Annotated in this window: 20 protein-coding genes; 14 read left to right on the top strand and 6 right to left on the bottom strand. The window is 51.1% G+C overall.

Going from position 1 to position 22,643, the window contains the following annotated elements; genetic code table 11:
• Positions 1 to 90 precede the first annotated feature (90 nt).
• From H8L47_RS12945 to H8L47_RS12935, 3 genes are all read left to right on the top strand, one after another.
• The gene (locus H8L47_RS12945) at positions 91 to 1,605 is read left to right on the top strand and encodes an ATP-binding protein (RefSeq protein ID WP_186954006.1); all 1,515 of its coding nucleotides are present in this window, start codon (positions 91 to 93) and stop codon (positions 1,603 to 1,605) included.
• Between the two features lie 9 nt (positions 1,606 to 1,614).
• Positions 1,615 to 2,307 (top strand): response regulator, encoded by a 693-nt coding sequence (locus H8L47_RS12940; protein ID WP_186954005.1) that lies wholly within the window; start codon positions 1,615 to 1,617, stop codon positions 2,305 to 2,307.
• A 101-nt stretch (positions 2,308 to 2,408) separates the two neighbouring features.
• A complete protein-coding gene (locus H8L47_RS12935) occupies positions 2,409 to 3,803 on the top strand; it encodes an ABC transporter substrate-binding protein (RefSeq protein ID WP_186954004.1) in 1,395 nt (464 codons plus the stop codon).
• An 18-nt stretch (positions 3,804 to 3,821) separates the two neighbouring features.
• Here H8L47_RS12935 and H8L47_RS12930 read toward each other — a convergent pair whose 3' ends face one another.
• The 3 genes from H8L47_RS12930 to H8L47_RS12920 all read right to left on the bottom strand — a co-directional run bounded on the left by H8L47_RS12930 (position 3,822) and on the right by H8L47_RS12920 (position 5,367).
• Positions 3,822 to 4,211, bottom strand: coding sequence for a hypothetical protein (locus H8L47_RS12930; RefSeq protein ID WP_186954003.1), 390 nt, complete (start codon positions 4,209 to 4,211; stop codon positions 3,822 to 3,824).
• Between the two features lie 65 nt (positions 4,212 to 4,276).
• Positions 4,277 to 4,735 (bottom strand): Lrp/AsnC family transcriptional regulator, encoded by a 459-nt coding sequence (locus tag H8L47_RS12925; protein ID WP_186954002.1) that lies wholly within the window; start codon positions 4,733 to 4,735, stop codon positions 4,277 to 4,279.
• Positions 4,736 to 4,794: 59 nt separating this feature from the next.
• Complete coding sequence (locus H8L47_RS12920; protein WP_186954001.1) at positions 4,795 to 5,367, bottom strand: DUF3455 domain-containing protein; 573 nt, start codon at positions 5,365 to 5,367, stop codon at positions 4,795 to 4,797.
• A 407-nt stretch (positions 5,368 to 5,774) separates the two neighbouring features.
• Here H8L47_RS12920 and rlmF point away from each other — a divergent pair, with 407 nt between their 5' ends.
• Complete coding sequence (rlmF, locus tag H8L47_RS12915; RefSeq protein ID WP_186954000.1) at positions 5,775 to 6,770, top strand: 23S rRNA (adenine(1618)-N(6))-methyltransferase RlmF; 996 nt, start codon at positions 5,775 to 5,777, stop codon at positions 6,768 to 6,770.
• Positions 6,771 to 6,986: 216 nt separating this feature from the next.
• A complete protein-coding gene (locus H8L47_RS12910; RefSeq protein ID WP_186953999.1) occupies positions 6,987 to 8,231 on the top strand; it encodes a nitronate monooxygenase in 1,245 nt (414 codons plus the stop codon).
• Positions 8,232 to 8,391: 160 nt separating this feature from the next.
• On the opposite strand, the gene H8L47_RS29745 is transcribed toward H8L47_RS12910, so the two are convergent.
• Positions 8,392 to 8,688: a hypothetical protein gene (locus tag H8L47_RS29745; protein WP_230413718.1), complete on the bottom strand. Its 297-nt coding sequence runs from the start codon at positions 8,686 to 8,688 to the stop codon at positions 8,392 to 8,394.
• On the opposite strand from H8L47_RS29745, the gene H8L47_RS12905 reads away from it, so the two are divergent.
• The 3 genes from H8L47_RS12905 (at position 8,633) to H8L47_RS12895 (ending at position 11,834) form a co-directional block, all read left to right on the top strand.
• Positions 8,633 to 9,898, top strand: a complete 1,266-nt coding sequence (locus H8L47_RS12905) for an ammonium transporter (RefSeq protein ID WP_329605449.1) — start codon at positions 8,633 to 8,635, stop codon at positions 9,896 to 9,898. The genes H8L47_RS29745 and H8L47_RS12905 overlap by 56 nt on opposite strands.
• A complete protein-coding gene (locus H8L47_RS12900; RefSeq protein WP_186953997.1) occupies positions 9,895 to 10,305 on the top strand; it encodes a hypothetical protein in 411 nt (136 codons plus the stop codon). Before H8L47_RS12905 ends, H8L47_RS12900 begins: the two co-directional genes overlap by 4 nt.
• 110 nt (positions 10,306 to 10,415) lie before the next feature.
• Positions 10,416 to 11,834 (top strand): trypsin-like peptidase domain-containing protein, encoded by a 1,419-nt coding sequence (locus H8L47_RS12895; protein ID WP_186953996.1) that lies wholly within the window; start codon positions 10,416 to 10,418, stop codon positions 11,832 to 11,834.
• Between the two features lie 9 nt (positions 11,835 to 11,843).
• Here the strand turns inward: H8L47_RS12895 and H8L47_RS12890 are convergent, their stop codons facing one another.
• On the bottom strand, positions 11,844 to 12,866 hold the full coding sequence (locus H8L47_RS12890; RefSeq protein WP_186953995.1) for a DUF2804 domain-containing protein: 1,023 nt from the start codon (positions 12,864 to 12,866) through the stop codon (positions 11,844 to 11,846).
• 328 nt (positions 12,867 to 13,194) lie between these two features.
• Between H8L47_RS12890 and H8L47_RS12885 the strand changes: the two genes are divergently transcribed.
• The 6 genes from H8L47_RS12885 (at position 13,195) to H8L47_RS12860 (ending at position 20,651) form a co-directional block, all read left to right on the top strand.
• A complete protein-coding gene (locus H8L47_RS12885; protein WP_186953994.1) occupies positions 13,195 to 14,496 on the top strand; it encodes a TolB-like translocation protein in 1,302 nt (433 codons plus the stop codon).
• Positions 14,497 to 14,609: 113 nt separating this feature from the next.
• A complete protein-coding gene (locus H8L47_RS12880) occupies positions 14,610 to 15,368 on the top strand; it encodes a FadR/GntR family transcriptional regulator (protein WP_186953993.1) in 759 nt (252 codons plus the stop codon).
• A gap of 368 nt (positions 15,369 to 15,736) precedes the next feature.
• On the top strand, positions 15,737 to 16,648 hold the full coding sequence (gene kdgD, locus H8L47_RS12875) for a 5-dehydro-4-deoxyglucarate dehydratase (RefSeq protein ID WP_186953992.1): 912 nt from the start codon (positions 15,737 to 15,739) through the stop codon (positions 16,646 to 16,648).
• A gap of 24 nt (positions 16,649 to 16,672) precedes the next feature.
• Entirely contained in the window at positions 16,673 to 18,253 is a 1,581-nt protein-coding gene (locus tag H8L47_RS12870; protein ID WP_186953991.1) for an aldehyde dehydrogenase (NADP(+)), read from the top strand.
• A gap of 100 nt (positions 18,254 to 18,353) precedes the next feature.
• Positions 18,354 to 19,721, top strand: a complete 1,368-nt coding sequence (locus H8L47_RS12865; protein ID WP_186953990.1) for an MFS transporter — start codon at positions 18,354 to 18,356, stop codon at positions 19,719 to 19,721.
• Between the two features lie 27 nt (positions 19,722 to 19,748).
• Positions 19,749 to 20,651, top strand: a complete 903-nt coding sequence (locus H8L47_RS12860) for an SMP-30/gluconolactonase/LRE family protein (protein ID WP_186953989.1) — start codon at positions 19,749 to 19,751, stop codon at positions 20,649 to 20,651.
• 76 nt (positions 20,652 to 20,727) lie between these two features.
• Here H8L47_RS12860 and H8L47_RS12855 read toward each other — a convergent pair whose 3' ends face one another.
• Positions 20,728 to 22,611, bottom strand: coding sequence for a glycoside hydrolase family 28 protein (locus H8L47_RS12855; protein ID WP_186953988.1), 1,884 nt, complete (start codon positions 22,609 to 22,611; stop codon positions 20,728 to 20,730).
• Positions 22,612 to 22,643 lie beyond the last annotated feature (32 nt).

Below are 22,643 nucleotides of genomic sequence, written 5' to 3'. Positions count from 1 at the left end.
ATATTTATTCACAGATCATCGTGTTTACTTCATGATTCCTCCATAATTGAATGGCATCGTTATTCACTATTTACACTGGAGCAATCAAGTATGCGTCTGACGATCGCCCGCAAGCTCGCTCTGGCCATTACGGCAATTGTGATCATCAGCATAGGCACACTGGCCTGGGTGACCAGCCAAAACCTGAAAAGTGGCTTTATTGCTTATCTCAGCGACCTGGAAAAGCAAGACCTGGTCAGGCTCAGCAATTTGCTGGCAGAGGACTATCGTCAAAATGGCAATTTTGATCGTTTCCAGGCCAACCGCCGGCCCATGCGGGATTTGCTGGATCAGATACGCAGCAAGCCACGTCCCGAGAATGAAAATGCCCGGCCACCCCCTCCGCCGCGCAGGCGCGACCCGGAACGTGAAGGAGGAGCTGAAGATCATCATGCAGAACGTCCGCCACCTCCCCCTCGATCCCAGGACAGGCCACCCCGGGACGCTCCGCCTGAACAAAGGCCGCCGATGGATCCAATGAACTTTGGACAAAGATTGTCACTGATAGACAAGCATGGCCAGCCGCTGATCGGTCCAGGCGATGCGCCAGGTGGCAGCACCGTGCCTATCATGCTGGATAATGAAAAAATAGGGATGCTCAGACTGGCCCCCTTGCGGCAAATTTCGAATGCCAGTGCGGTCGATTTTGTCAGTGTGCAAATACGTCATACCTTATGGCTGGCGCTGGCATTGATCGTGATATCGCTGGCGTTCTCACTGTGGCTAGCGAGGCATTTATTACGTCCTTTAAAATCCTTGCATAAGGTCACAGCAAAGATTTCCAAGGGCCAGCTGGATGCCAGGGCCGAAATGATCAGCCAGGACGAACTCGGCGACCTGGCACGCGACATCAACAGCATGGCGCAGAACCTGGAAAGAAATGAGGCGCAAAGAAGCCGGATGCTGGCCGACATCTCTCATGAATTGCGCACTCCGCTAACTGTCATTCAGGGGGAGATAGAAGCACTGATGGATGGTGTGCGCCATATCACACCAGCGGCAATGGAGTCCCTACATGCAGAAGTGCGTCATCTGAATAAGCTGGTCGACGATATCCGCCAGTTGACGCTGGCCGATAGTGGTGACCTGCACTATCAATTTGTGGACATGGACTTGCGTCTCTTGCTGGCAGACTTGCTGCAACGCTTTGCCTTACGTATAGAACAGGCTGGCTTGCGCCTGGAAAGCCAGATCGGCGACACGCCTGCCTGGACCACGGCCGATGGTGGCCGCCTTACCCAGGTACTGGGCAATCTGCTGGAAAACTGCATACGCTATACTGACCGTGGTGGCGTGATTGTATGTAGCCTGGTAAGGAATGGCGAATTAATGGAATTGAGCCTGGAAGATAGTGCCCCAGGCGTGGCTGACGGCAAACACGCCTTGCTGTTTGATCGTCTGTATCGTGCCGATTATGCACGCAGTCGCGCCAATGGCGGCAGTGGGCTTGGTCTGTCCATTTGCAAGGTCATCGTGGAAGCCCATGGTGGACAAATCAGCGCTGCCCCTTCGCAATTGGGTGGCGTGAAAATACGCATACAATTACCCTGCATCAAAACAGCATAAATTATTGCCATGAAAACCAAGGCTCACATATTTATCGTTGAAGATGATCTGAAAATTGCCGCCCTGCTCAGGGACTATTTACTGTCGGCTGATTATCTGGTCAGCCATGAAGTCAATGGCAGGCTGGCGCTGGAGCAAGTCAAGTCCGCACGGCCCGATCTGATCTTGCTGGATCTGATGTTGCCTGAACTTGATGGTATTAGCATTTGCCGGGAAGTGCGCAAGTTCAGCCAGCTCCCCATCATCATGCTAACCGCCAGGGTGGAAGAAGTTGATAGATTGCTGGGTCTGGAAACCGGGGCCGACGATTATGTCTGCAAACCTTTCAGTCCACGTGAAGTGGTGGCGCGTGTCAAGGTGCATTTGCGCCGCAGCATGGCTGGTCACGATCAGCAGCCCGCTGTGGCGCAGTCGTGCTTTGCCATAGACAGGCAACAGTTGCGCATACTGGTGGATGGGCAGCCTTTGAATTTGACACCGGTAGAATATCGTTTGCTGGCGGAGTTCATCAGTCATCCCGAACGGGTTTTTTCACGCCAGCAATTACTTGATTTTGCCCATGAAGACCAGCGAGATATCAATGACAGGACGGTCGATACGCACATCAAGAACATCCGCAAAAAAATACAAAGCAAACTGCCTGACAATGAGTGCCTGCATTCTGTGTATGGCGTAGGGTATCGCTTCGAAATGCCAAATTGATGTGCAAAATTGCTGCGCGGCGGCTTTTCAGGATGAATTACGCCGTTTGCCGGCATGAGCAAAAGAGGAAAATAGTGTTTTGACTGCCATCCTGTTCGCCCATGACTCTGCACATTGCCACCCTTAACAAGCTCTTTCATATTGACCCGCTCAAGACGGATGCAGTGTGTCACCCGCTCAGTTCGTTGCTGTACCAGACTTTGTTACGCATTAATCGTTCTGCCGATACACCAGTTGGCGATCTGGCCAGCAGTTGGACACATTCTGCCGACTATCAAAAATGGGCGTTTGCCATTTCACCAGCCAGTTTCCAGAACGGCCAGCCTGTCCTGGCCAGCCATGTGGCGCGTAGCCTGGCACGGCATGTCTGGCCTTCCTCTGCCTCCATCTTTGCAGACCTATTGCGTGAACTGATCGTTGGCGCAGCCGCGTGTACTGAAGGCGACATACCGGCTGGCCTGTATGCTGATGATGAAGAGAATCGCTTGTTCATGCAATTGCAGCGGCCATATTGTGCCTTGCTGGAAATCCTTGCTCATCCCGCCATGGGGATATGCCTGCTGGCTGGTGAGGGTAGCATCTTAGGCTCAGGCCCGATGACAGTATTGTCTGCCAGCCATACAGAAATACAATTGGTGCGCAATCCTGCTTATGCGGGTCAACGCCAGTTACCAGGTAGTATCTGCATGCAACTACATGATAAATTTGACGGGGTGTTGCAGTCCTTGCAAACTGGAACGACGAGTGCAGTGCTACTGGAGCGCAAACATCAATTAAAGTTGGATGCCATGCCAGGAATGCTTTCCACACCACTGCGTGATCGCTGGTCGGGCATGCTGATATTAAATGCCGCAGGGATATTCAACAACCTGGATATGCGCAGGGATTTTCACGCACTGGTTCAAAAACGGGCCAGTGAAAAACTGGGTGCGCTTTACCATACCGATTTTATTCCCGCCGACATATTGACCATGCCGTCACGTCAAGCAAGCGATGTCAGCCTGGCGGAATTCCAGCAGCGGTGGTCAGGGCATTTTTCTGACGTCGCAGTCCGCATCATTTATGCGGCAGGACGCGGGCCATTGACTACTGCCCTGGATGGCTGCATTGAAGTGCTGCAGGCTTGCGGCATCCAATGTGAATTGATACGCACAAAAAATGCGGCGCAAGTCTATGAATTTGTTGACAGCGGTGAATTTGACATCGTCGCCCGTGGCTGGATACAAGACTATGATGATGCAGATCAATTTTTTGGTGTCTACGAGAAACAGGCACCACAGCTCAACGCGCGTGCAGCTTATGTGCGGTTTTATGAGGCTGTCGCTACAGCCAGACTCCAGGCTCATCCGCAAGCGAGGTCTGCCGTTTATGTGCTGGCGATACAGGCTCTGGAAGAAGAATACTTGTGCATTACGGTATGCCGTGACCATCACAAAATCTTTCATAACAGCAAGTTGCATTTGCAAGCACTTTGCCGTGATCCTTTTGATCTGTAAGGAGCAAATGCACGCAGTCTATGCTTTCCTGGCTGGCCTGGCGTCAATGCTGGCCAGGGAATCGTGTCTGGCGATCAGCCATGTCAAACATACCCAGAACAGCCCGGCAATTACACTGCCGACTCCAGCAAACATCAGATACAGGAGTTTTATATCCCAGTTAAGCACGCTAACGGGTATCAAACCTATCAGGAAACCACAAGCTACCGTCGTCCAGACATTGATTTTTTTTGCCCTGCTTAACAACACAAAAGCTGGCAAACCCAGCACTAGTGCGTGCGCGAAGCCGATTAGGAAAATCAGCAATCCAAACCCCATCTCCTGTATCAGGACTCCGGTCAATATGCCTGCCAGTGCGCAAGCGAACAGCATGGCCTGCAGCACTTCGGATAGCTTAAATCCAGACACGATAATTCTCCAATACGCTGAAAAAAAACGTCGGCCGATGACTTTTCCGTAAAACTTGCGCTCGCTTAGATCGGCAGGCAATAACTTTGCTTGACGGTATCCATCACGACCGTGGTACGGAATTTGAGGATATTCTCATTAATAAAAAGCACGGCACGGGTAAAACGTTCGTAGGCAGCCATGTCTGTGGTTTGCACGATGAGCATGAAGTCAAACTCACCTGCAAGATAGAAGCATTGCTGGACTTCAATCAGGGCTTGCATGTCTTGCTTAAAACTGTCGATGACATCACCAAGACCTTTTTTGAACGCAACCTCAACCATGACAGTCAGGGGGTAGCCTACGGCATGAGGTGAGACGATCGCTACCTCTGCCCTGATTACGCCTTCGTCCCGCAATTTGCGTATGCGTCGTTGAACGGCGGTGGCGGACAAACCGATGTCTGCACCTATCAGCTCGGCTGAATGGCGGCTATTCTGTTGCAGATAGCGCAAGATGGCGAGATCAAAACCGTCCAGTATCATTGCAATATGAGTTCATAGAGGGAAACCTATTATGAACTCATATCCCCAAGAAGCGGTATTTAATTTGCCGTAAAGAAATAATACGTTGCTTTATAAGGCGTGCGTGTTTCTGCTCCCAACTGGAAATCTGAGCAACCACTCAGAGGCGCCTTACCACCTACCGTTACCACACGCTGTATGCTGGTAACTTTGGAAAAAGTACCTGAGCCAGTAGTGGATTTGGCTTTCAGCAATAACCACGGGATGGCACTGGTGTCGGGGCTATCGGCTTTGGCGACGACTTCGGCGACGACCTTGCTGCCATCATTCGCTTCCCAGCTTGGGCCTGCATAGTGTTTGCCCAGTTTGACATTACTGCTGTCATGGCTGGCATACAGTTCTGCTTCCGGTGCACGGAATACCCATTCAAATTTTTTGGCGGCATCTTTATTAGCCCTGCAATCATAAATTTGAACGCCTGTCGCTGCCATCTGGAAGGCTAGAACTTCACCTGCAGGTGCTTTCAGATTAGCTGGCACACCCACAGTCTGCATGACTGGAGCAGCAGGGACAGACTGTTTTACAGGTGCAGTTGTACAGGCCGACAAGATAGTGACAGCAGCAATGCTACTGGCAATGGCGATATTCTTCATGTGTTATACCTTTCAATAAGATGTTCAAGGCGATCTAAGGCAGCGCAGCACCAGGAGGTCATGCTTGATATGTCCAGTGTCCAGAGAGTGGAGCTGTGCATCAATGGCCTGCATGAGCATTCTTTTCCAGGACCTTAGCATGCACTGACCATCAAGAACTGCTGCGGGCTGCAAGTTTTGAGTCGCCAGATTTTAGCAATGGCGTTTCAGGATGAATAAAACACTTACCGAATTTTACATCCTTAGCATGCGCAATTAAGCCCCTACTTAAGTATGGCTGAAATCTATTGCCTCAGGTCAAATCCGCAGCTTCCTGGGCCATCTGCCAGACCACAAGTCGTGGGACAATATGCCCCGGCATCTGGCCATTAGAATTTAGCGTACTGCGACATATTGGATAAGCTTTCATGAGCAACAAAAACAAGAAGGAAAAAAGAAATCAAGCTGCCGGACAATTGCTCCATCCACGCAATCGTCATCAAGGTCGCTATGACTTTCCTGCACTGATCAAGGCAGAACCAGCGCTGCAGAAATTCCTGATGGAGAATCCGGCTGGCGAAGCGACCATTGATTTTGCGGAACCGATCGCAGTCAAGCTGCTCAACAAGGCTTTGCTGCAAAGCAGCTATGGCGTGCTGGAATGGGATATCCCAGCAGAAAATCTTTGCCCACCAGTACCTGGACGAGCTGACTATTTGCATTATCTGGCTGACCTACTGGCAGGCAGCAATCAGGGACGTATACCAAAAGGCAAACAGTTACTTGCTTTGGACATAGGTACGGGTGCCAGTTGCATCTACCCCTTGCTGGGTGCCAGCGAATATGGCTGGTCATTCTGTGCCAGTGATATCAATGACGCCTCGCTGGCCAATGCCCAAACCATACTCGACCGCAATCCCGGCTTGGGCAAGCAGATACAACTGCGCCTTCAAGCTAGTGCCCAAACTTTGTTCAAGGGCGTAATTGCAGATGATGAATGGTTTGATGTCAGTCTATGCAATCCGCCATTTCATGGTTCAGCCGAAGAAGCAAGGGCGGGCAGTGCGCGTAAATGGGAAAACCTGAACAAATCCGGCAAACCAGGGCTAACTAAGCCAGTGCTGAACTTCAGCGGCCGGGACGCCGAGCTTTGGTGTGAAGGCGGTGAACTGGCATTTATTGATAAAATGATCAGGGAAAGCGCAACCATACCTACAAAAGTCTTATGGTTTTCCACTCTGGTATCAAAGTCCGCCAATTTGCCTGCAATCCGTGCGGCATTGAAGCAGGTCAAGGTCTATGATGAAAAAATCATTATCATGAGCCAGGGCAATAAAGAGAGTCGTCTGGTAGCCTGGACTTTCCTGAATGCAAGCCAACAAGCTGGCTGGGCTAAATTGCGTTGGTTAAATAGCAAGAGATAGAGCCTGCGCCTGGGTATTTGCCGCCCTTACAGAATATAATCTTAGCTATAGCAGCTAGCCCTGGCTTACAATCTCGTTCGTCTGCTGGCTTGCAGCCCGGAATAAACAAGAAGTAGGCAATATGTATCTGTAGAGTAAGAGTACTAAGCGTATTGAGTGAGTACTAAATATAGCGTCGCGTGATTTACTTTTGAGCAAAATGTGTCAAGGATAACAATGAAACGTGTAGATGATTTCCGCCTGAAACTGGGCAAAGATGAGCTGGTTCCTATCATGATCGGTGGCATGGGCGTCGATATTTCCACTGCTGAACTGGCTCTGGTTGCTGCACGTCTCGGTGGTATAGGTCATATTTCTGATGCCATGGTACAGGATGTCTCTGATCGTCGTTTCGACACCAGCTTTGTCAAGGAAAAAACCAAATTCTACAAGTACAATATTAACAACTCCGACAAGACTGACATCAAGTTCAACCTGGATCAACTGGCCGAAGCTACCCGACTGCATGTAGGCAAAACCATGGAAGCCAAGCAGGGTTCCGGCATGATCTTTGTCAACTGCATGGAAAAGCTGACCATGAACGGTCCACGCGAAACCTTGAAGGTGCGCCTGGAATCTTCACTCGATGCTGGTATTGATGGCATCACCATGAGTGCCGGTCTGCATCTGGGTTCTTTTGGCCTGATCGCGGACCACCCGCGCTTCCGCGATGCCAAGCTTGGCATCATCGTTTCTTCAGTACGCGCATTACAATTATTCCTGCGCAAGAATTCCCGCCTGAACCGTCTGCCTGATTACGTCATCGTCGAAGGCCCACTGGCTGGTGGCCATCTGGGCTTTGGCATGGACTGGGCTGAATATGACTTGCAGTCCATCATTACTGAAATCATTCAGTACCTGAAGGCAGAAAACCTGGATATCCCGCTGATTGCCGCTGGTGGTATATTCACAGGCAGCGATGCCGTGTCTTTCATGGAAAACGGCGCAGCTGGGGTGCAGGTAGCAACCCGCTTCACCGTCACCAATGAATGCGGCTTGCCAGCCAGCGTGAAACAGGAGTACTTCAAGGCCAGCGAAAGCGATATCGAAGTCAATAATATCTCGCCTACCGGCTACCCCATGCGCATGCTGAAGAACACACCCGCGATAGGCGATGGCATACGGCCTGGCTGCGAATCCTATGGCTATCTGCTGGACGGCAATGGCAATTGCGCCTACATCACATCCTATAACCGTGAAGTGGCAGCGCATCCCGATGCCAAGAAAGTCTCTGTCATGGACAAGACCTGCCTGTGCACCCATATGCGCAACTTCAATTGCTGGACTTGTGGACAAATGACGTATCGCCTGAAAGACACGACCCGCAAATTGCCGGATGGTAATTATGAATTGCTGAGTGCGGAACATGTATTCCGCGATTATCAATTCAGTGTTGATCATCAGATTGCTTTGCCAGCGTAATCTGGCAAGCTGAAAGCATGACGCCGCTTTAGCCTTCAAGTTAAGCGGCGTTTTTTATGCTTGTAAGCGAAACCATGCCATCCAACAATAATTGCTTACATTTGGTGCAAGTATTGTCCATCCCACGCACCAGTTCTAAGTTAGCTCCCTGAAATAGTCATTAGTTAGCCTTGAATGCCTGGTTGAACCTTGGCATGAAAAATGCTGCATCGCAAACATGCTTGTGTGTCATTGACGATGTTTTTGAAAAGGCTAGCTTGATGAAAATACGCGTGCTTTCCAGCTTCTTGCTGTCCCTGACCTTCATTTTTTCCATGTTCAGTAGCACTTGCAGTGCGCAGACAGAGTCGCCAGTCTTAGCTGGTGCAACTGCCACTTCAGCCCCAGCCAGCACGTCGGCTATACCTGAGGCCGCGCCTTCTGCAATGAACAAGTCCGGGATGATCGCGGCAGACAAGATTAGTGCTGGTGATACCGCCTGGATGATGACATCGACTGCACTGGTATTACTGATGACCATACCCGGCCTGGCCCTGTTCTACACTGGCATGGTGCGCAAGAAAAATGCCCTGGGCACGATGGCGCATAGCCTGGCAACTACCTGCATCGTCACAGTCTTGTGGGTGGTACTGGGTTACAGCCTCGTGTTCACAGCGGGCTCGCCTTTTCTGGGTAGCATGGACAGGTTCATGCTGCATGGCGTGAGCTTTTTGAAAGAAGCCGGGCAACTCAGCGTGCATCAACTGGCGCCGACGATACCGGAAAGCGTATTCCTGATGTTCCAGATGACGTTCGCCATCATCACCCCCGCACTGATTACCGGTGCATTTGCCGAACGCATGAAGTTTTCTGCACTGCTGCTGTTCATCACTTTGTGGTCCCTGCTGGTGTATGTACCGGTTGCGCACTGGGTATGGGAACCGGCGGGCTGGCTGGCAGCGCGTGGTGTGCTCGACTTTGCCGGTGGGACTGTGGTGCATATCAATGCCGGGGTATCCGGCCTGGTGGCCGCATTGATCGTTGGGCCACGCCTGGGCTTTGGCAAGGAACCCATGCCACCGCACAATCTTTTGCTGACAGCCATTGGTGCCTCATTGTTATGGGTAGGCTGGTTTGGTTTCAATGCTGGCTCAGCAGGCGCGGCAGATGGCCGTGCAGGGCTGGCGATGCTGGTGACACAGGTGGCAACGGCGATGTCTGCACTGGCCTGGATGTTCGTGGAATGGCTGCGCCGTGGCAAACCCTCGGTACTTGGCATAGTCTCCGGTGCTGTCGCCGGACTGGTTGCCATTACGCCGGCCTCCGGCTTTGTCGATCTGACGGGTGCCTTAGTCATTGGTGCTGTGGCTGGCGTGGCTTGCTACTGGGGTTCGACTTCACTCAAATCCATGGGTGGCTATGATGATTCACTCGATGTATTTGGTGTGCATGCCATAGGAGGCATAGTCGGCGCGTTACTGACCGGAGTCTTCGCATTGAAGAGCATAGGCGGTGTCGATGGCAGCCTGGCTACCCAGGCCTTTGGTGTCATCGTCACAGTCATTTATTCCGGTGCTGTGACTGCCATCATTTTATGGCTACTCAAGGTTTCCATCGGTTTGCGTGTCAACAAGGAAGAAGAAAGAGAAGGACTTGATCTTGAACTTCACGGGGAGCATATCTTATGAGTACCAGCAGCTTAGTCCAAAACGCGATGTCAGATAATCTTGCTTTTTCACTCATGGCGCGTTTGCATGTGATTTTGCGACGCCAAAATGGCCGCGTGACTGATATTGAGTACATGCGTATCAATCCTGGCTATTGTCGTGCCATACTGGATCTGGCCATGGAATTGCCTAACGAAGCCTTACGCGACATATGTCTTAAGCTGGAAGACATCTATTTTGGTGAAGCTGGCTTGTTCGTCATTCCACCGCCAGCAGATCCTTTGCTGAACAGATTGATCTCCAAAAAATCCAGTTCAGCATCCGGTATGCTGGTAAGTAGCAGGATAGAAACAAATCCCCTGGCAGGCATGCCTGTGCTGGATCACAACGCCATGGTGGACCAGACTTATATAGGTCGCTTGCGCTAAAGATCACTTATGGCGGCTAATTCGTATAGCTGCCATCTCTTCAGTTACAATCTCCAGAAAAAACTTGTTCCCGCAAAGGAAAAAAGCAAGCCCTTCATTCTGGACATGCAATGAAACAAACTCTTTACGACATACTCTCGGTCCCAGCGGACGCAACTCCGGAACAGATACGAGCAGCGTACCAGCATGCCATGTCCGAACTGGAAAGCACGGCGCAGCACGACCCCAATAAAAAAGTCATCTTGCGCGAAGCTTACGAATTACTTACCACTCCACAAAAACGTGCCAGCTATGATGCACGCCTGGCCAGACAGGAAAGCTTGCGGGCTCAAGCCAGCATAGCCAGGGAACAGCAACCAACAGCACCTGCCAAACCCAAAAACTGGTTCAGCCTGATTGCCTTAATGGTAGTGCTGGCAGCGGCAGCAACGTGGTGGTCTATCAATCAAAAGGAAGAACGCGACAGGCAAAAAGAATTGCCAGTGTATAGCAAAGTCACGCCTGCATCGCCAGTAAAGCCGCCATTGCGCGCCGTCGTGCCAGCACCACCAAGCCAGATAGCAGAGCCCGCTGCCACCAATAACAATAATGTAGAGGGCAGTAAAACTGCTGAAGAAATTTATGCGCTGCGTTCTCCCAGTATCGCCCTGATCACGGTGTTTTCTCCAACCGGCGCACCGGTGTCTATGGGCAGTGGTGTCATGATCGCGCCCGAAGTCCTGATCACGAATTGCCATGTAACGCGCAGTGGCGTGCAATATAAAGCCAGGATAGGCAAGCAATTACTGGCAGCCACGGTCATCATGGCGGATGAAGAATATGATCTATGTCGCCTCAGCGTCCCCGGTGCCAATGCGCCTGCAGTGGCCCTGGGCAGCACAGACGGCCTGCGCATAGGCCAAAAAGTGTTTGCCATTGGTGCTCCACTAGGCCTGGACCTGACGATCAGTGATGGTATCGTTTCCGCTTTGCGCCCCCTGCCTACAGGCAAGGTCATACAAACCACCGCGCCTATTTCACCTGGTTCCAGCGGTGGTGGCTTGTTTGATGCTGCTGGCAAACTGGTAGGCATCAACACTTTCAACCTCCAACACAGGCAGGCGCAAAACCTGAACTTTGCCGTTCCTGCAGACTGGATCAACACCATGTCTTCACGCCGTGCTAGCAATGAAAGTCTGCGCGCATTGACCATGAACAGCATAGAAGGAAACAGAGAGGGTAATAAGGACAACAACCAGTATGCCAATGCACAAACCTCAACAGCCCAGCAAGCGCTCACAAAAATTCTGGGGACCTGGAATTGCTATGGCGTCCTGACTGGCTACAGCATGGATGTGATGTTTGAGAGAGATTCCCGGATGAGCGGTACCATGAATGGCAAGAAGTTTTCTGGCAATTACCTTTTCGACGGCAAAACCCTATCACTCAGTATGGGCAGTAAAGCTTCTGGCATCGTTGAAGAATTTACTGGTAACAAACTGGTGGTCAATGCTGGCAAGGCCGACCGCTTGGTGTGCCACCGACGATAAGAATTTTACCTACCATTTGGAAAAATGGTCTTCGGTCACGCCGACCATTTTTTCTATCTGCCGCCTGGGGCTATCCAAACTGGCCCTGACCCAGCCGCTAAATACGCCTATGGGTTGCAGATAGCGGCTGCTGGCAATAATCAGATTTTTGTTTTCTGCGCGAAAACCTTCGGGTCGGAAGTATAAATCCAGCAAGCCATCATCGGTGTAGATGTGCCAGTCAGCCATGGCCTGGCTGGCATCAAAGTCAAACTGTGCGGCCCCCAGGCCGATCAACTTGCCATCCAGCCACAGGGAGTTTTCATTGCTGCCAAAATAGCCTGCCTGTAAATTGAAGCCCACATCCAGCGCATGCGCCGAAGCCCAGCGCCAGCCGGTTTCTCGCGCCAGAAAACCATTGCTATGGTCATAGCTGCCTGTGCCTGCCTGCAGCTTGAAGCTGCGGCTACCCACCCTCACCGCCCCTGCCAACGGCATACCTGCTGACTTGACAGTGGCATGTACTGTACCGCCCCGCACTTCACCTATCGCCAATAAGGAGGGTGCAGCCTGGCTGGCATCAAGCAAGGTATCAATGCTAAAAGAGCCGCATTGGAGTTGCAGTTGAAATTGATCTTGCATTTGTTCGCTGGCAGGCAAATGCTGAAAGCGAATTTTATTGCCAAGGAAGTGGAATCGGGAGGCTGCCCCGACGGCCGGATGCTGATTCAGTTTTGCTGTCAGCCCCGACAAACCATCCTGGGAATAGCTGGCGATGAGCTTGCCTTCCTGCCTGTCAAATACATAGGCAAAGGCAGTATTGGTCCAGCCTACATCGACAATGGCAATGCCGCAAAATATTTCATCCGTAGCCAGTGCCACATAATGCCAGTGCTTGTGATGCAAGGCTTGCCACAGTTTGCCGCGCCTGTAGGGCAATGCCAAGCTCGACCAGTCTATGACATCGGGCGCACCGGTATATTTGCCAAATCTTACCTGTCCGTCAGGGCTCAGTATTTGCGCGGGGGCAGGCGGCAGGAAATTGGCTGGCATAATGTCTTCGTATTTTTTGTATGCCTCCAATTCTGCAGCAACTTTCCTAGAGCGTCTATTTCAAACTGTAGCCATATGCTGACGCTAAGCTTGGAATCGGGTATGGCCAAGTGGCCAATGACGGGCCCAGGCGAAAAATAGCCCGCGAAGCAAGACACCTTGATTCCACTCTGCAAACCTGGCGACAGTATGACCTGCTGTTTTTACGTTCTGATTTACATCCTGAAACAGCACAATTAGCATGCGCCAGCAGGCTTCAATGCATAATGGCGCATTGCTATAGATTTGCTTCGACCTGCGAAGCTTGAAAATTCAGGAGATACCGGCTGTGCATATACTCATTCTCATCATCGTCTTACTGGGTCTGGCCTATGTGGTGAACCAGGCCATGCAAAAGGACAAGTCCGGGCCATCCGCCCCTGCCCTACCAAATGCGCCGCATGACCCCGCCCAGCAAAGCAGGCTGGATAATGAAGCGCCAGGCATGGCCGTGGCTTTTATTTCAGAAGGCAAATTGTTTTATCGCGCTGCCCATGGTGAAGTCAAACAGTTGCACAGCCCTTATGTGCAAGAGATGCTGGATAAAATGGAGAAGCATAGGGAGCGAAATGCCTGGAAACAAAATACCAGTTTTGGCGTCTCAGCTTCCGGTGCGATGCGTCAGTTTGATGGCGATGGCGCGCATATCAATGCGACCGCCATGCAATTTGATGAGCAGGGAAGGATACTGTATTTTTTGCAGGATGCAGGCATGGGTGGACTGTTTTCTTATGAGCTGGAAACGGGTGTAGAGAGGCGCATACTGCACAGACAAAACCTAGCATTGACAGACATGAACCTCGATCAGGCTAGCGGCAAATTGCTGGCATCGTCCATGAACAAAACCGGCATCGCCAACCTCGTCATGCTTAATCGTGAAGGTGATGATTACCGTGAACTGACCGGTGGAGATACTCTCGATACCAGCCCCTGCTGGATACCCGATGCAGAGAAACAGGTGCTGTATCAATCCACAGGTATCGCCCGCAATCAAAGCGGTGTCGCCCTGGCCTTTGGGAATGCCAGCATACAAATGCTGGATATGAAGACTGGCTCGGTTTCGCCTGTACTGGATGACCCGGCTTATGATTACCTGCATCCAAGGGTATGCCAACAAGGCAACCTGCATTTCATACGTCGCCCGTATGAAGCACCCAAGTATGAAACCAGTAATGCCCTGCTGGATGTCCTGCTCTTCCCATTTCGTTTATTGCGTGCGCTGTTTCACTACCTGAATTTTTTCTCCATGATGTATAGCCGCAAGCCTTTGACCAGTGCGTCTGGGCCGACCTTGAATGCCGACCTCAAGGAAATCATATTGAAAGGCAAACGTATCGATGCAGAAAAAGCCTTGCGAAAAGAGAACATGGTCAATGGTGTGCCGTCGCTGGTGCCAGCCTCATGGCAATTGGTAAGCCGCAACCGTCAGGGCCTTGAAACTGTCCTGGCCACCAATGTAGTCGCCTATGACATGCGTACTGATGGCAGCATCATTTACTCAAATGGCCGTGGTGTCTTCTTGCTAGGGAACGGCAGGCAATCCAGCCTGATCCTGAAAAGCGAACTGGTGGCCGATGTGATTGCGCAATAAAGTTAGGGCGGGTAATTTTTATAAATTTCCAGAATATGTCATAGGTTGTCATACATCTATTTAACTTGTTTTGAGTTAAAATTCCCCCAATCCCTCATGCAAACAGCCACAACATGGACATTCCAGACTACGCCAACACCCCCCCCACCAAAAGACGGCATAAAAGCCTGTCCCAAGAGGTCGTTGAAAATATTAGTAATAATGTCAAGAGTGGTGCGCTGAAGCCAGGTGACAAGCTCCCTACCGAATCGGCCATCATGGCCTTGTATGATGTCAGCCGCACCGTGGTGCGGGAGGCTATCTCGCATCTGCAAGCTGCCGGGCTTGTTCAAACCCGCCATGGCATAGGTACTTTCATACTCGAACCGAGCCAGACCCCAACTGGCATGTTGCGCGAAGCCATCGTCACCGTCAGGGATGTACTCGATATACTGGAACTCAGGATCAGCCTGGAAACCGAAGCTGCCTGGCTGGCAGCTTCGCGCCGAACCGAAGAGCAGGCGGCAGCGCTGGGCAAGGCACTGGAGGATATCCTCAGCAACAAAACGGAAGAAAATGCCTCGGTGAATGCCGACGTGCGCTTCCATCTCCTGATCGCGCAGTCTACCGGCAACCGTTATTTTGTGGATATTCTTAGCAATCTAGGTACGACCATCATCCCGCGCGCCAGATTGAAGTCTGCCATGCTGGCCCTGGATGGCAGCAGCAATACCAATTACCTGGAGAGAGTCAACCGTGAGCATGAAGATATCTACCTCGCCATCCTGCGCAAAGACCAGGAAGCAGCCCGGGCCGCCATGCGTACCCACCTTAGCAACAGCCGCGAAAGATTGCGCCAGGCGCAACAACGTATAGAGGCAACACCAGAATGATCCTGGCATGGTTCAAGCAGTTCCCTCAAGCTTGTTTCTAGCTTGTTTCTAGCCCGTCTCAAACTAGCCACACCTGCCGCAAAACTGTCCCGGGCTGAGATCAGACCCGTTCCATGAGAGAGGACAGACTGATTCCATACATACTCCAGCCCGAACCGAAGTGAACAGGGCCAAGCCTGGGTCATACCTGGATCGCCCCCCCCTGCCAAAGCACAGCATTTTCACATTTTGGGAAAGTTTTCTTGCGATCTCTTATTTTAAGTTGTACGATGACGTATGACTTGATTTAGCGTTGACGCAAACACTCACTTTTTAAAACCATCAAACCTGGCCATGAACTTGTCCAGGTTGCCATTTCCGGAGCCACCATGCATCCTCAAGAACTGAAACAAATCCTGTCCTCTGGCTTGCTGTCCTTTCCCTTGACTGACTTTGATGCGGCTGGTGACTTCAATGCCAGGACGTATGCTGAGCGCCTTGAGTGGCTAGCGCCCTACGGTGCAAGTGCCCTGTTTGCGGCGGGTGGCACGGGTGAATTTTTCTCGCTGACAGGCAATGAATATTCCGACATCATCAAGACTGCGGTAGACACTTGCCGTGGCAAAGTACCTATCCTGGCTGGTGCCGGTGGCCCTACTCGTCAGGCGATAGCCTATGCACAGGAAGCAGAACGTCTGGGCGCACATGGTATCTTGTTATTGCCACATTACCTGACTGAAGCCAGCCAGGATGGCCTGATCCGTCATGTCGAAGAAGTCTGCGCTTCGGTAAAATTTGGTGTGGTTGTGTATAACCGAGGCAATTGTCGACTTACCGCTGACTCACTGGAAAAACTGGCCGCACGCTGCCCCAACCTCATCGGATTCAAGGACGGCATAGGCGATATCGAATTGATGGTATCGATTTGGCGCCGTATGGGAGATCGCTTCAGTTATCTGGGTGGCTTGCCTACCGCTGAAGTGTACGCCGCTGCCTACAAGGCTTTGGGCACACCAGTGTATTCTTCTGCCGTGTTCAATTTCATGCCCAAACTGGCGATGGATTTTTACCATGCCATTGCTGCTGATGACCATGCTACAACAAATCGCCTGCTCGATCAGTTCTTCCTGCCTTATCTGGAAATCCGCAACCGCAAAGCTGGTTATGCCGTCAGCATCGTCAAAGCGGGCGCGCGCCTGGTTGGCCATAGCGCAGGCCCAGTGCGAGCACCACTGACTGACCTGACGGAGGAAGAAGATGCCATGCTGCAAAAACTAATCCTGGCACAAGGCCCACAATAAATTCAGAAGTAGAAGGAGTACTGTATGCAAATCACCGGGCAAATGCTGATCGGTAAAAAAGTCGTATTTGGTCTGGCGGGCAATGCCAAAGCCATAGACCCATCCACCAATCAAGAAATCGAACCTGTTTTTGGCTTCGCCACCACAGATGAAGTTGAGCAGGCTTGCCTGCTGGCAGAACAAGCTTTCGATAGTTATCGCACCACCGGTCTGGAGCAAAGAGCACGCTTTCTGGAAACCATCGCCACCGGCATCATGGACTTGGGACCTGTTCTGATAGAACGCGCGGCGCAGGAAACCGGCTTGCCCGTCGCCCGCCTCGAAGGCGAACGTGGCCGCACCGTCAATCAATTACGCCTGTTTGCCAATGTAGTGCGCGATGGTCACTGGCTGGATGCGACCATAGATAGCGCATTGCCTGAACGTGCACCACCGCGCCCTGACCTTCGTTTGCAAAAAATCGCCTTGGGACCGGTTGCTGTATTCGGCGCCAGCAATTTCCCCCTGGCGTTTTCGGTCGCTGGTGGTGATACTGCCTCTGCACTGGCTGCGGGCTGTCCTGTCATCGTCAAGGCGCATAATGCCCATCTTGGCACTTCTGAACTGGTAGGCCGGGTCATACAAAGAGCAGTGGCAGATTGCGCATTGCATGAAGGTGTATTCTCCATGCTGGTAGGTGCAGGCAGCAAAGTAGGTCAGCAACTGGTTGCCCACGCAGCAATCAAGGCTGTGGGTTTCACAGGTTCTCGTTCCGGTGGCTTGGCCCTGGTAACAGCCTCTGGCCAGAGGAAAGAGCCTATCCCGGTCTATGCAGAGATGAGCAGCATCAATCCGGTATTTTTATTGAATCAGGCTTTGACATCACAGACTACGACACTGGCGAAAAATTTTGTCGATTCATTGACTCTGGGTGCTGGCCAGTTCTGCACCAATCCAGGCTTGGTCATTGCCATAGAAAGTGAAGCAGCGCGACAGTTTTTATCTGATGCAGCCAGGGCGCTTGAGGATAAACATGCGGCGACCATGCTGACACCGGGCATACATCAAGCCTATGTCAAAGGCACGGCTCACCTGGCCGACATCAGTCAGTTGCAACTGGTCGCCAAAGGCCAGCAAGCAGAATCAGCATGTGCGGCACAGGCGGTATTGTCGGTTTGTTCTGGCGCTACTTTCCTGAGCACGCCAGCATTGCAGGAAGAAATTTTTGGTCCCTCTTCGATCGCTATTTTGTGCAAGGATTTTGAAGAAGTCGTCGCAGTTGCTTCGTCGCTGGAAGGTCAGTTAACAGCAACCGTGCATGCCACAACCGATGATCATGCACATGCCAGGAAGTTGTTGCCAGTGCTGGAAAAGAAAGCCGGGCGCATCTTATTCAATGGCTTTCCGACCGGAGTGGAAGTGGCCCATGCCATGGTACATGGCGGCCCATTCCCGGCGACCTCAGATAGCCGCAGCACTTCAGTTGGCGCAGCAGCCATAGAGCGCTTCTTGCGGCCAGTTTGTTACCAAGGTTTTCCGGCAGAATTGTTGCCAGCAGCGCTGCAAGATAACAATCCACTGCAAGTCGCACGTATGATGGATGGCAAATTGACGCTGGCATCGTAAGCATCTGAATGACCCGCTTGTGATACAAGCCAAACTCATGCAAAAAACACACATAGATGTGTCGCATGACCAAACAAATTACAAAAATGGAGACGCTCGTATGAGCCAACAATCTATAGGAAAATACCGGTGGACGATTTGTGCACTGCTATTTTTCGCAACCACCGTTAACTACCTCGACAGACAGGTACTAAGCCTGCTGGCTCCCGATCTGTCCAAAGAATTTGGCTGGACCAATACCGACTACGCCAATATCACCGCAGCCTTTCAATTCGTGTATGCGATCTCCATGCTGTTTGCAGGTCGTCTTATCGACAAGATAGGCACCAAGCAAGCCTATTTTCTGGCGATTGCCGTCTGGTCTTTCGGTGCCATCATGCATGCCTACTCCATACTTTGGGGAGAAGGACTGGCATCATTGTTCACCGCTCTCGGCCTGGCCGTCATCCCCGTATCCGTGGCGGGTTTCATGATATCCAGGGCTGTGCTGGCTTTCGGTGAGGCAGGTAATTTCCCCGCAGCGATCAAGGCGACTGCTGAATATTTCCCTAAACATGAACGCTCTTTAGCTACCGGCATATTCAATTCCGGGGCCAATATAGGTGCAATTCTGGCACCGTTGACAGTACCGCTGATCGCTGAGTTATGGGGCTGGCAGGCAGCGTTCATCATCATCGGCGCAATAGGCTTTTTATGGATGATATTCTGGCAGTTATTTTATGAAAAGCCAGAAAAGCAAAAATACCTGTCTGCTGCAGAGCTCGCTTATATCAATAGCGGCGACACCCAAGTCATTGAAGAAAATAGTACTCAGCCTGCACAAAAAATATCCTGGTTTAAACTGCTGTCTTACAAGCAAACATGGGCCTTTGTCGCTGGAAAATTCATGACCGATGGAGTATGGTGGTTTTTCCTGTTCTGGTTGCCAAAATATCTGGAAGCGCAATATAAGATGCAAAAGACCGACATCGTACTGCCACTGGCTATCTTGTACAGCATGACCATGATAGGCAGCATCGGCGGTGGCTGGTTCCCAAGCTACTTCATGCGTAAAGGAGACAGTGCTTACAATGGCCGCATGAAGGCCATGCTGGTCATTGCTCTGTTTCCGCTTGTCGTTTTGCTGGCGCAGCCATTTGGCTACCTCGGTTTTTGGGTACCAGTATTGCTGATCGGTGTAGGCACTTCTGCTCACCAGGCCTGGTCAGCGAATCTGTTCACAACTGTTTCGGATATGTTCCCGAAAAAATCGGTCGCATCCATCGTGGGCATAGGCGGCATGGCCGGTGGACTGGGTGGAGTCCTGGTGTCCAAAGTAGGTGGCTGGTTGTTTGATTACTACGGTCAGCTTGGTCAGATCCAGACTGGATATACCATCATGTTTACTTTCTGTGCAGTGGCTTATTTACTGGCCTGGGGCATGATGAAAACCCTGGTACCCACCCATAAAGAAATTACTGATCTGTAAATTTATTAAAGCTTATTTAATCGCAACATGACTCAATTTTCTCACATAGAATCAATACCGGCTGTGAATTGCATCGTGGGTGAAAGTCCCTTATGGCATGCTGAACAGTCTGCCTGGTATTGGGTCGATATACCGGCAAAAACCATATGGAAACTGAACGCCAGGAATGGTCACTTGACATCCTGGCTAACGACAGAAATGGTGGCATGCATTGCCCTGAAACAGGATGGTGATTTTATCGCAGGAATGGAAAGTGGCATTTTCAACCTGCATCTGGGCGAAGGTCCACGTGCATTGCAAAGCCGCTTGGCTACACCCGCCGAACTGGCAGAATCGGGAACTGGCATGCGCTTTAATGACGGTCGTTGCGACCGCCAAGGGCGTTTCTGGAGCGGCACCATGTTTATGGACATGGCTGCAGCCAAAGCGATTGGCAATCTTTATCGCTATACCCCGGATCTGGGCTTGTCTGCACCTGTGATCAACAACCTATTGACCCAGAATGGCCTGGCATGGTCGCCCGATGGCAAGACCATGTATTTATCAGACTCTCACCCTGCCAGCCAGACTATCTGGGCGTTTGACTATGACGTGGCGGAAGGCATGCCGCATCACAGGCGCGTCTTCGTTGACATGAAACCCATGGCTGGACGTCCTGATGGTGCTGCCATGGACGTCGATGGCTGCTACTGGATATGCGGTAATGATGGCGCCTGTCTGTTACGCTTTACACCAGCCGGCAAACTCGACAGAACTATTGCACTGCCCATGAACAAACCCGCCATGTGTACCTTTGGCGGCCCGGATATGAGCACCCTGCTCGTTAGCTCCATAGGAGCTGGCAAGGCAGAACATGATCAGTGGGCAGGTAGCCTGGTACTCGTCCGACCAGGAGTGGAAGGCGTAGCAGAAACAAGATTTGCAAATTAATTTTGTAGAAAGCGCAGTGGTACTTGGGCGCATAAGAGATTTTCTCTTATGCGCTTTTTTTTCACTAATTTTGAACTTATGCTGACAATACAGAACTATGCAGTTTGTCACCTATCTGTACATTCTTCAATTCCAGACCCTGTACGTTATACAAATACATAGGGCTGGCTGAATTCACTGGCGTCCCAAACTGGCAATCACTGATACTGACATTAGTAACCGGGAAGATCATTGGGTTCTTATCGTCCCCATTATAGTCAGACGCTACTGGTCCTAGAATGACGATGGCCTGGAAGCACGAGAACTTGCCATTTTTGGTCGTGACATTACCCACTTTGACATTCGAGATATGCACATTCGTCACCACTGGTGGTCTGGTCCTGACATTGTCACTGACAGGTGCGTAATCACAATCAAAAGTGATCACGGCACCGGCAGCGGTGGCCACCGTCTTTGACTGGATGGGTGAGCCAGGGAGTGATGTATAAAAAGACGGACTGGTCTGTACCCCATTCGGTATCGAGATATTACGTACATAGAAATTTTTCAGGTAACCACCCCGATTCATATTCGTCTTCAGACGTATCGCCGTATTCAATGGATCAGTGGCCCAGTGTATATTTTCAAACAAGAGATTCTGCGCATAGACATTCTGTATACCGCCCGCCATTTCACTCCCCAGTGTCACCGCACCATGGCCACTTTGCATGGTGCAATTCTGGATAACAATATTTTGCGAAGGACCAAAATGCGTATCGAGATTCTTGCCCGCCTTGATGGCGATACAGTCATCGCCAGAATCAAAGGTGCATGATTCCACCAGCACATGGTCACAAGCTTCAGGATCAAAGCCATCGCTGTTGGGGCCATGGCTTTTTGCCAGCACATTGCGTATCACGACATTGCGGCAATGTACAGGATGATGCTGCCAGAACGGCGTGTGGTTGACCTGGTAGCCTTGCATCAGCACATTCGTACAACTGATGAACTGTATCATCGGTGGGCGCAGATTATGTCCCAAGCCGAAGATGCGCTTACCCAAAGGAACACCAGCCTCAGAAAGCGATGGCAGGTAATTCGCATCGGCTCGCCACTTATCATTGTCACCTTGTATGCGCAGCCTGTGCTTTTCATCGACTTGAGGTGCGATTTTTTCCAGGCTGATGGCATTCAAGTCATTCGGTGTATTTTCCGAACGCTTGCCATGCTTGTAATTGGGGCTGGTATTTTGGCCTACTGAATTGATGGTTTTTTGCTTGCCCTTCCAGGTCCACCAGCAATCACCATTTTCATCAAACGGAACACCACCCTGGCCGTCGAGTATGCTGGTCCAGTCGTCACCGGTCAGGGCAATATTATCCTGACCATAGGCATACACCATGGGTGAAAAGTTCAGGCAGTCATTGCTTTGCCAGCGCGAAATCACCAACTTGCCGTTTGGCCCGCAATCAAAGCTGCCATATTTTGCATAGTCTTCCGGGTCATTACTGAAATAGACGTGTGCGCCTTTGAGCAAATGCACATTCACGTTCGATAATAAAACGATAGGCCCGGCACAATACCAGTTCCCGGCAGGAACCAGCACACGGCCACCACCTGCTTCATGGCAAGTCTTGATCGCTTGAGTTATGGCTGGATAAATATCTATGGAATTTGCTACCGGCGTTTGCACAGCAGCCTGCTCTTCATACGATATCCAGGCTTTGACACTTTTCAATTCACAAGTGACTGCGCCAAAATCCGTGATGCGGTAGTCCGCCTTGCGAAATTTCAAAGGGCTGGAAAGGCGGTCCACGATATCCTGCGCTTTTTTCCAGGGATCGTCTATCGTGATCGCAGCAAGTGCCTGGCTCACTGGCAACGCACTGCCAGTCGTGACGGACAATCCCGTTAGCGACACTTTTTTCATAAAACTGCGACGTGCAGGTTGGCTTGATTGAATTCGTTTTTCCTGTTTCATATTATCTCTCTTGTGTTTTTTTCGATCGCACT

This window comes from Undibacterium umbellatum (genome assembly GCF_014284125.1).
In the GTDB taxonomy this organism is placed as follows: domain Bacteria; phylum Pseudomonadota; class Gammaproteobacteria; order Burkholderiales; family Burkholderiaceae_D; genus Undibacterium; species Undibacterium umbellatum.
The sequence above is the reverse complement of the archived record's forward strand: the minus strand, read 5'-3'. Positions and strand labels throughout refer to the sequence as shown.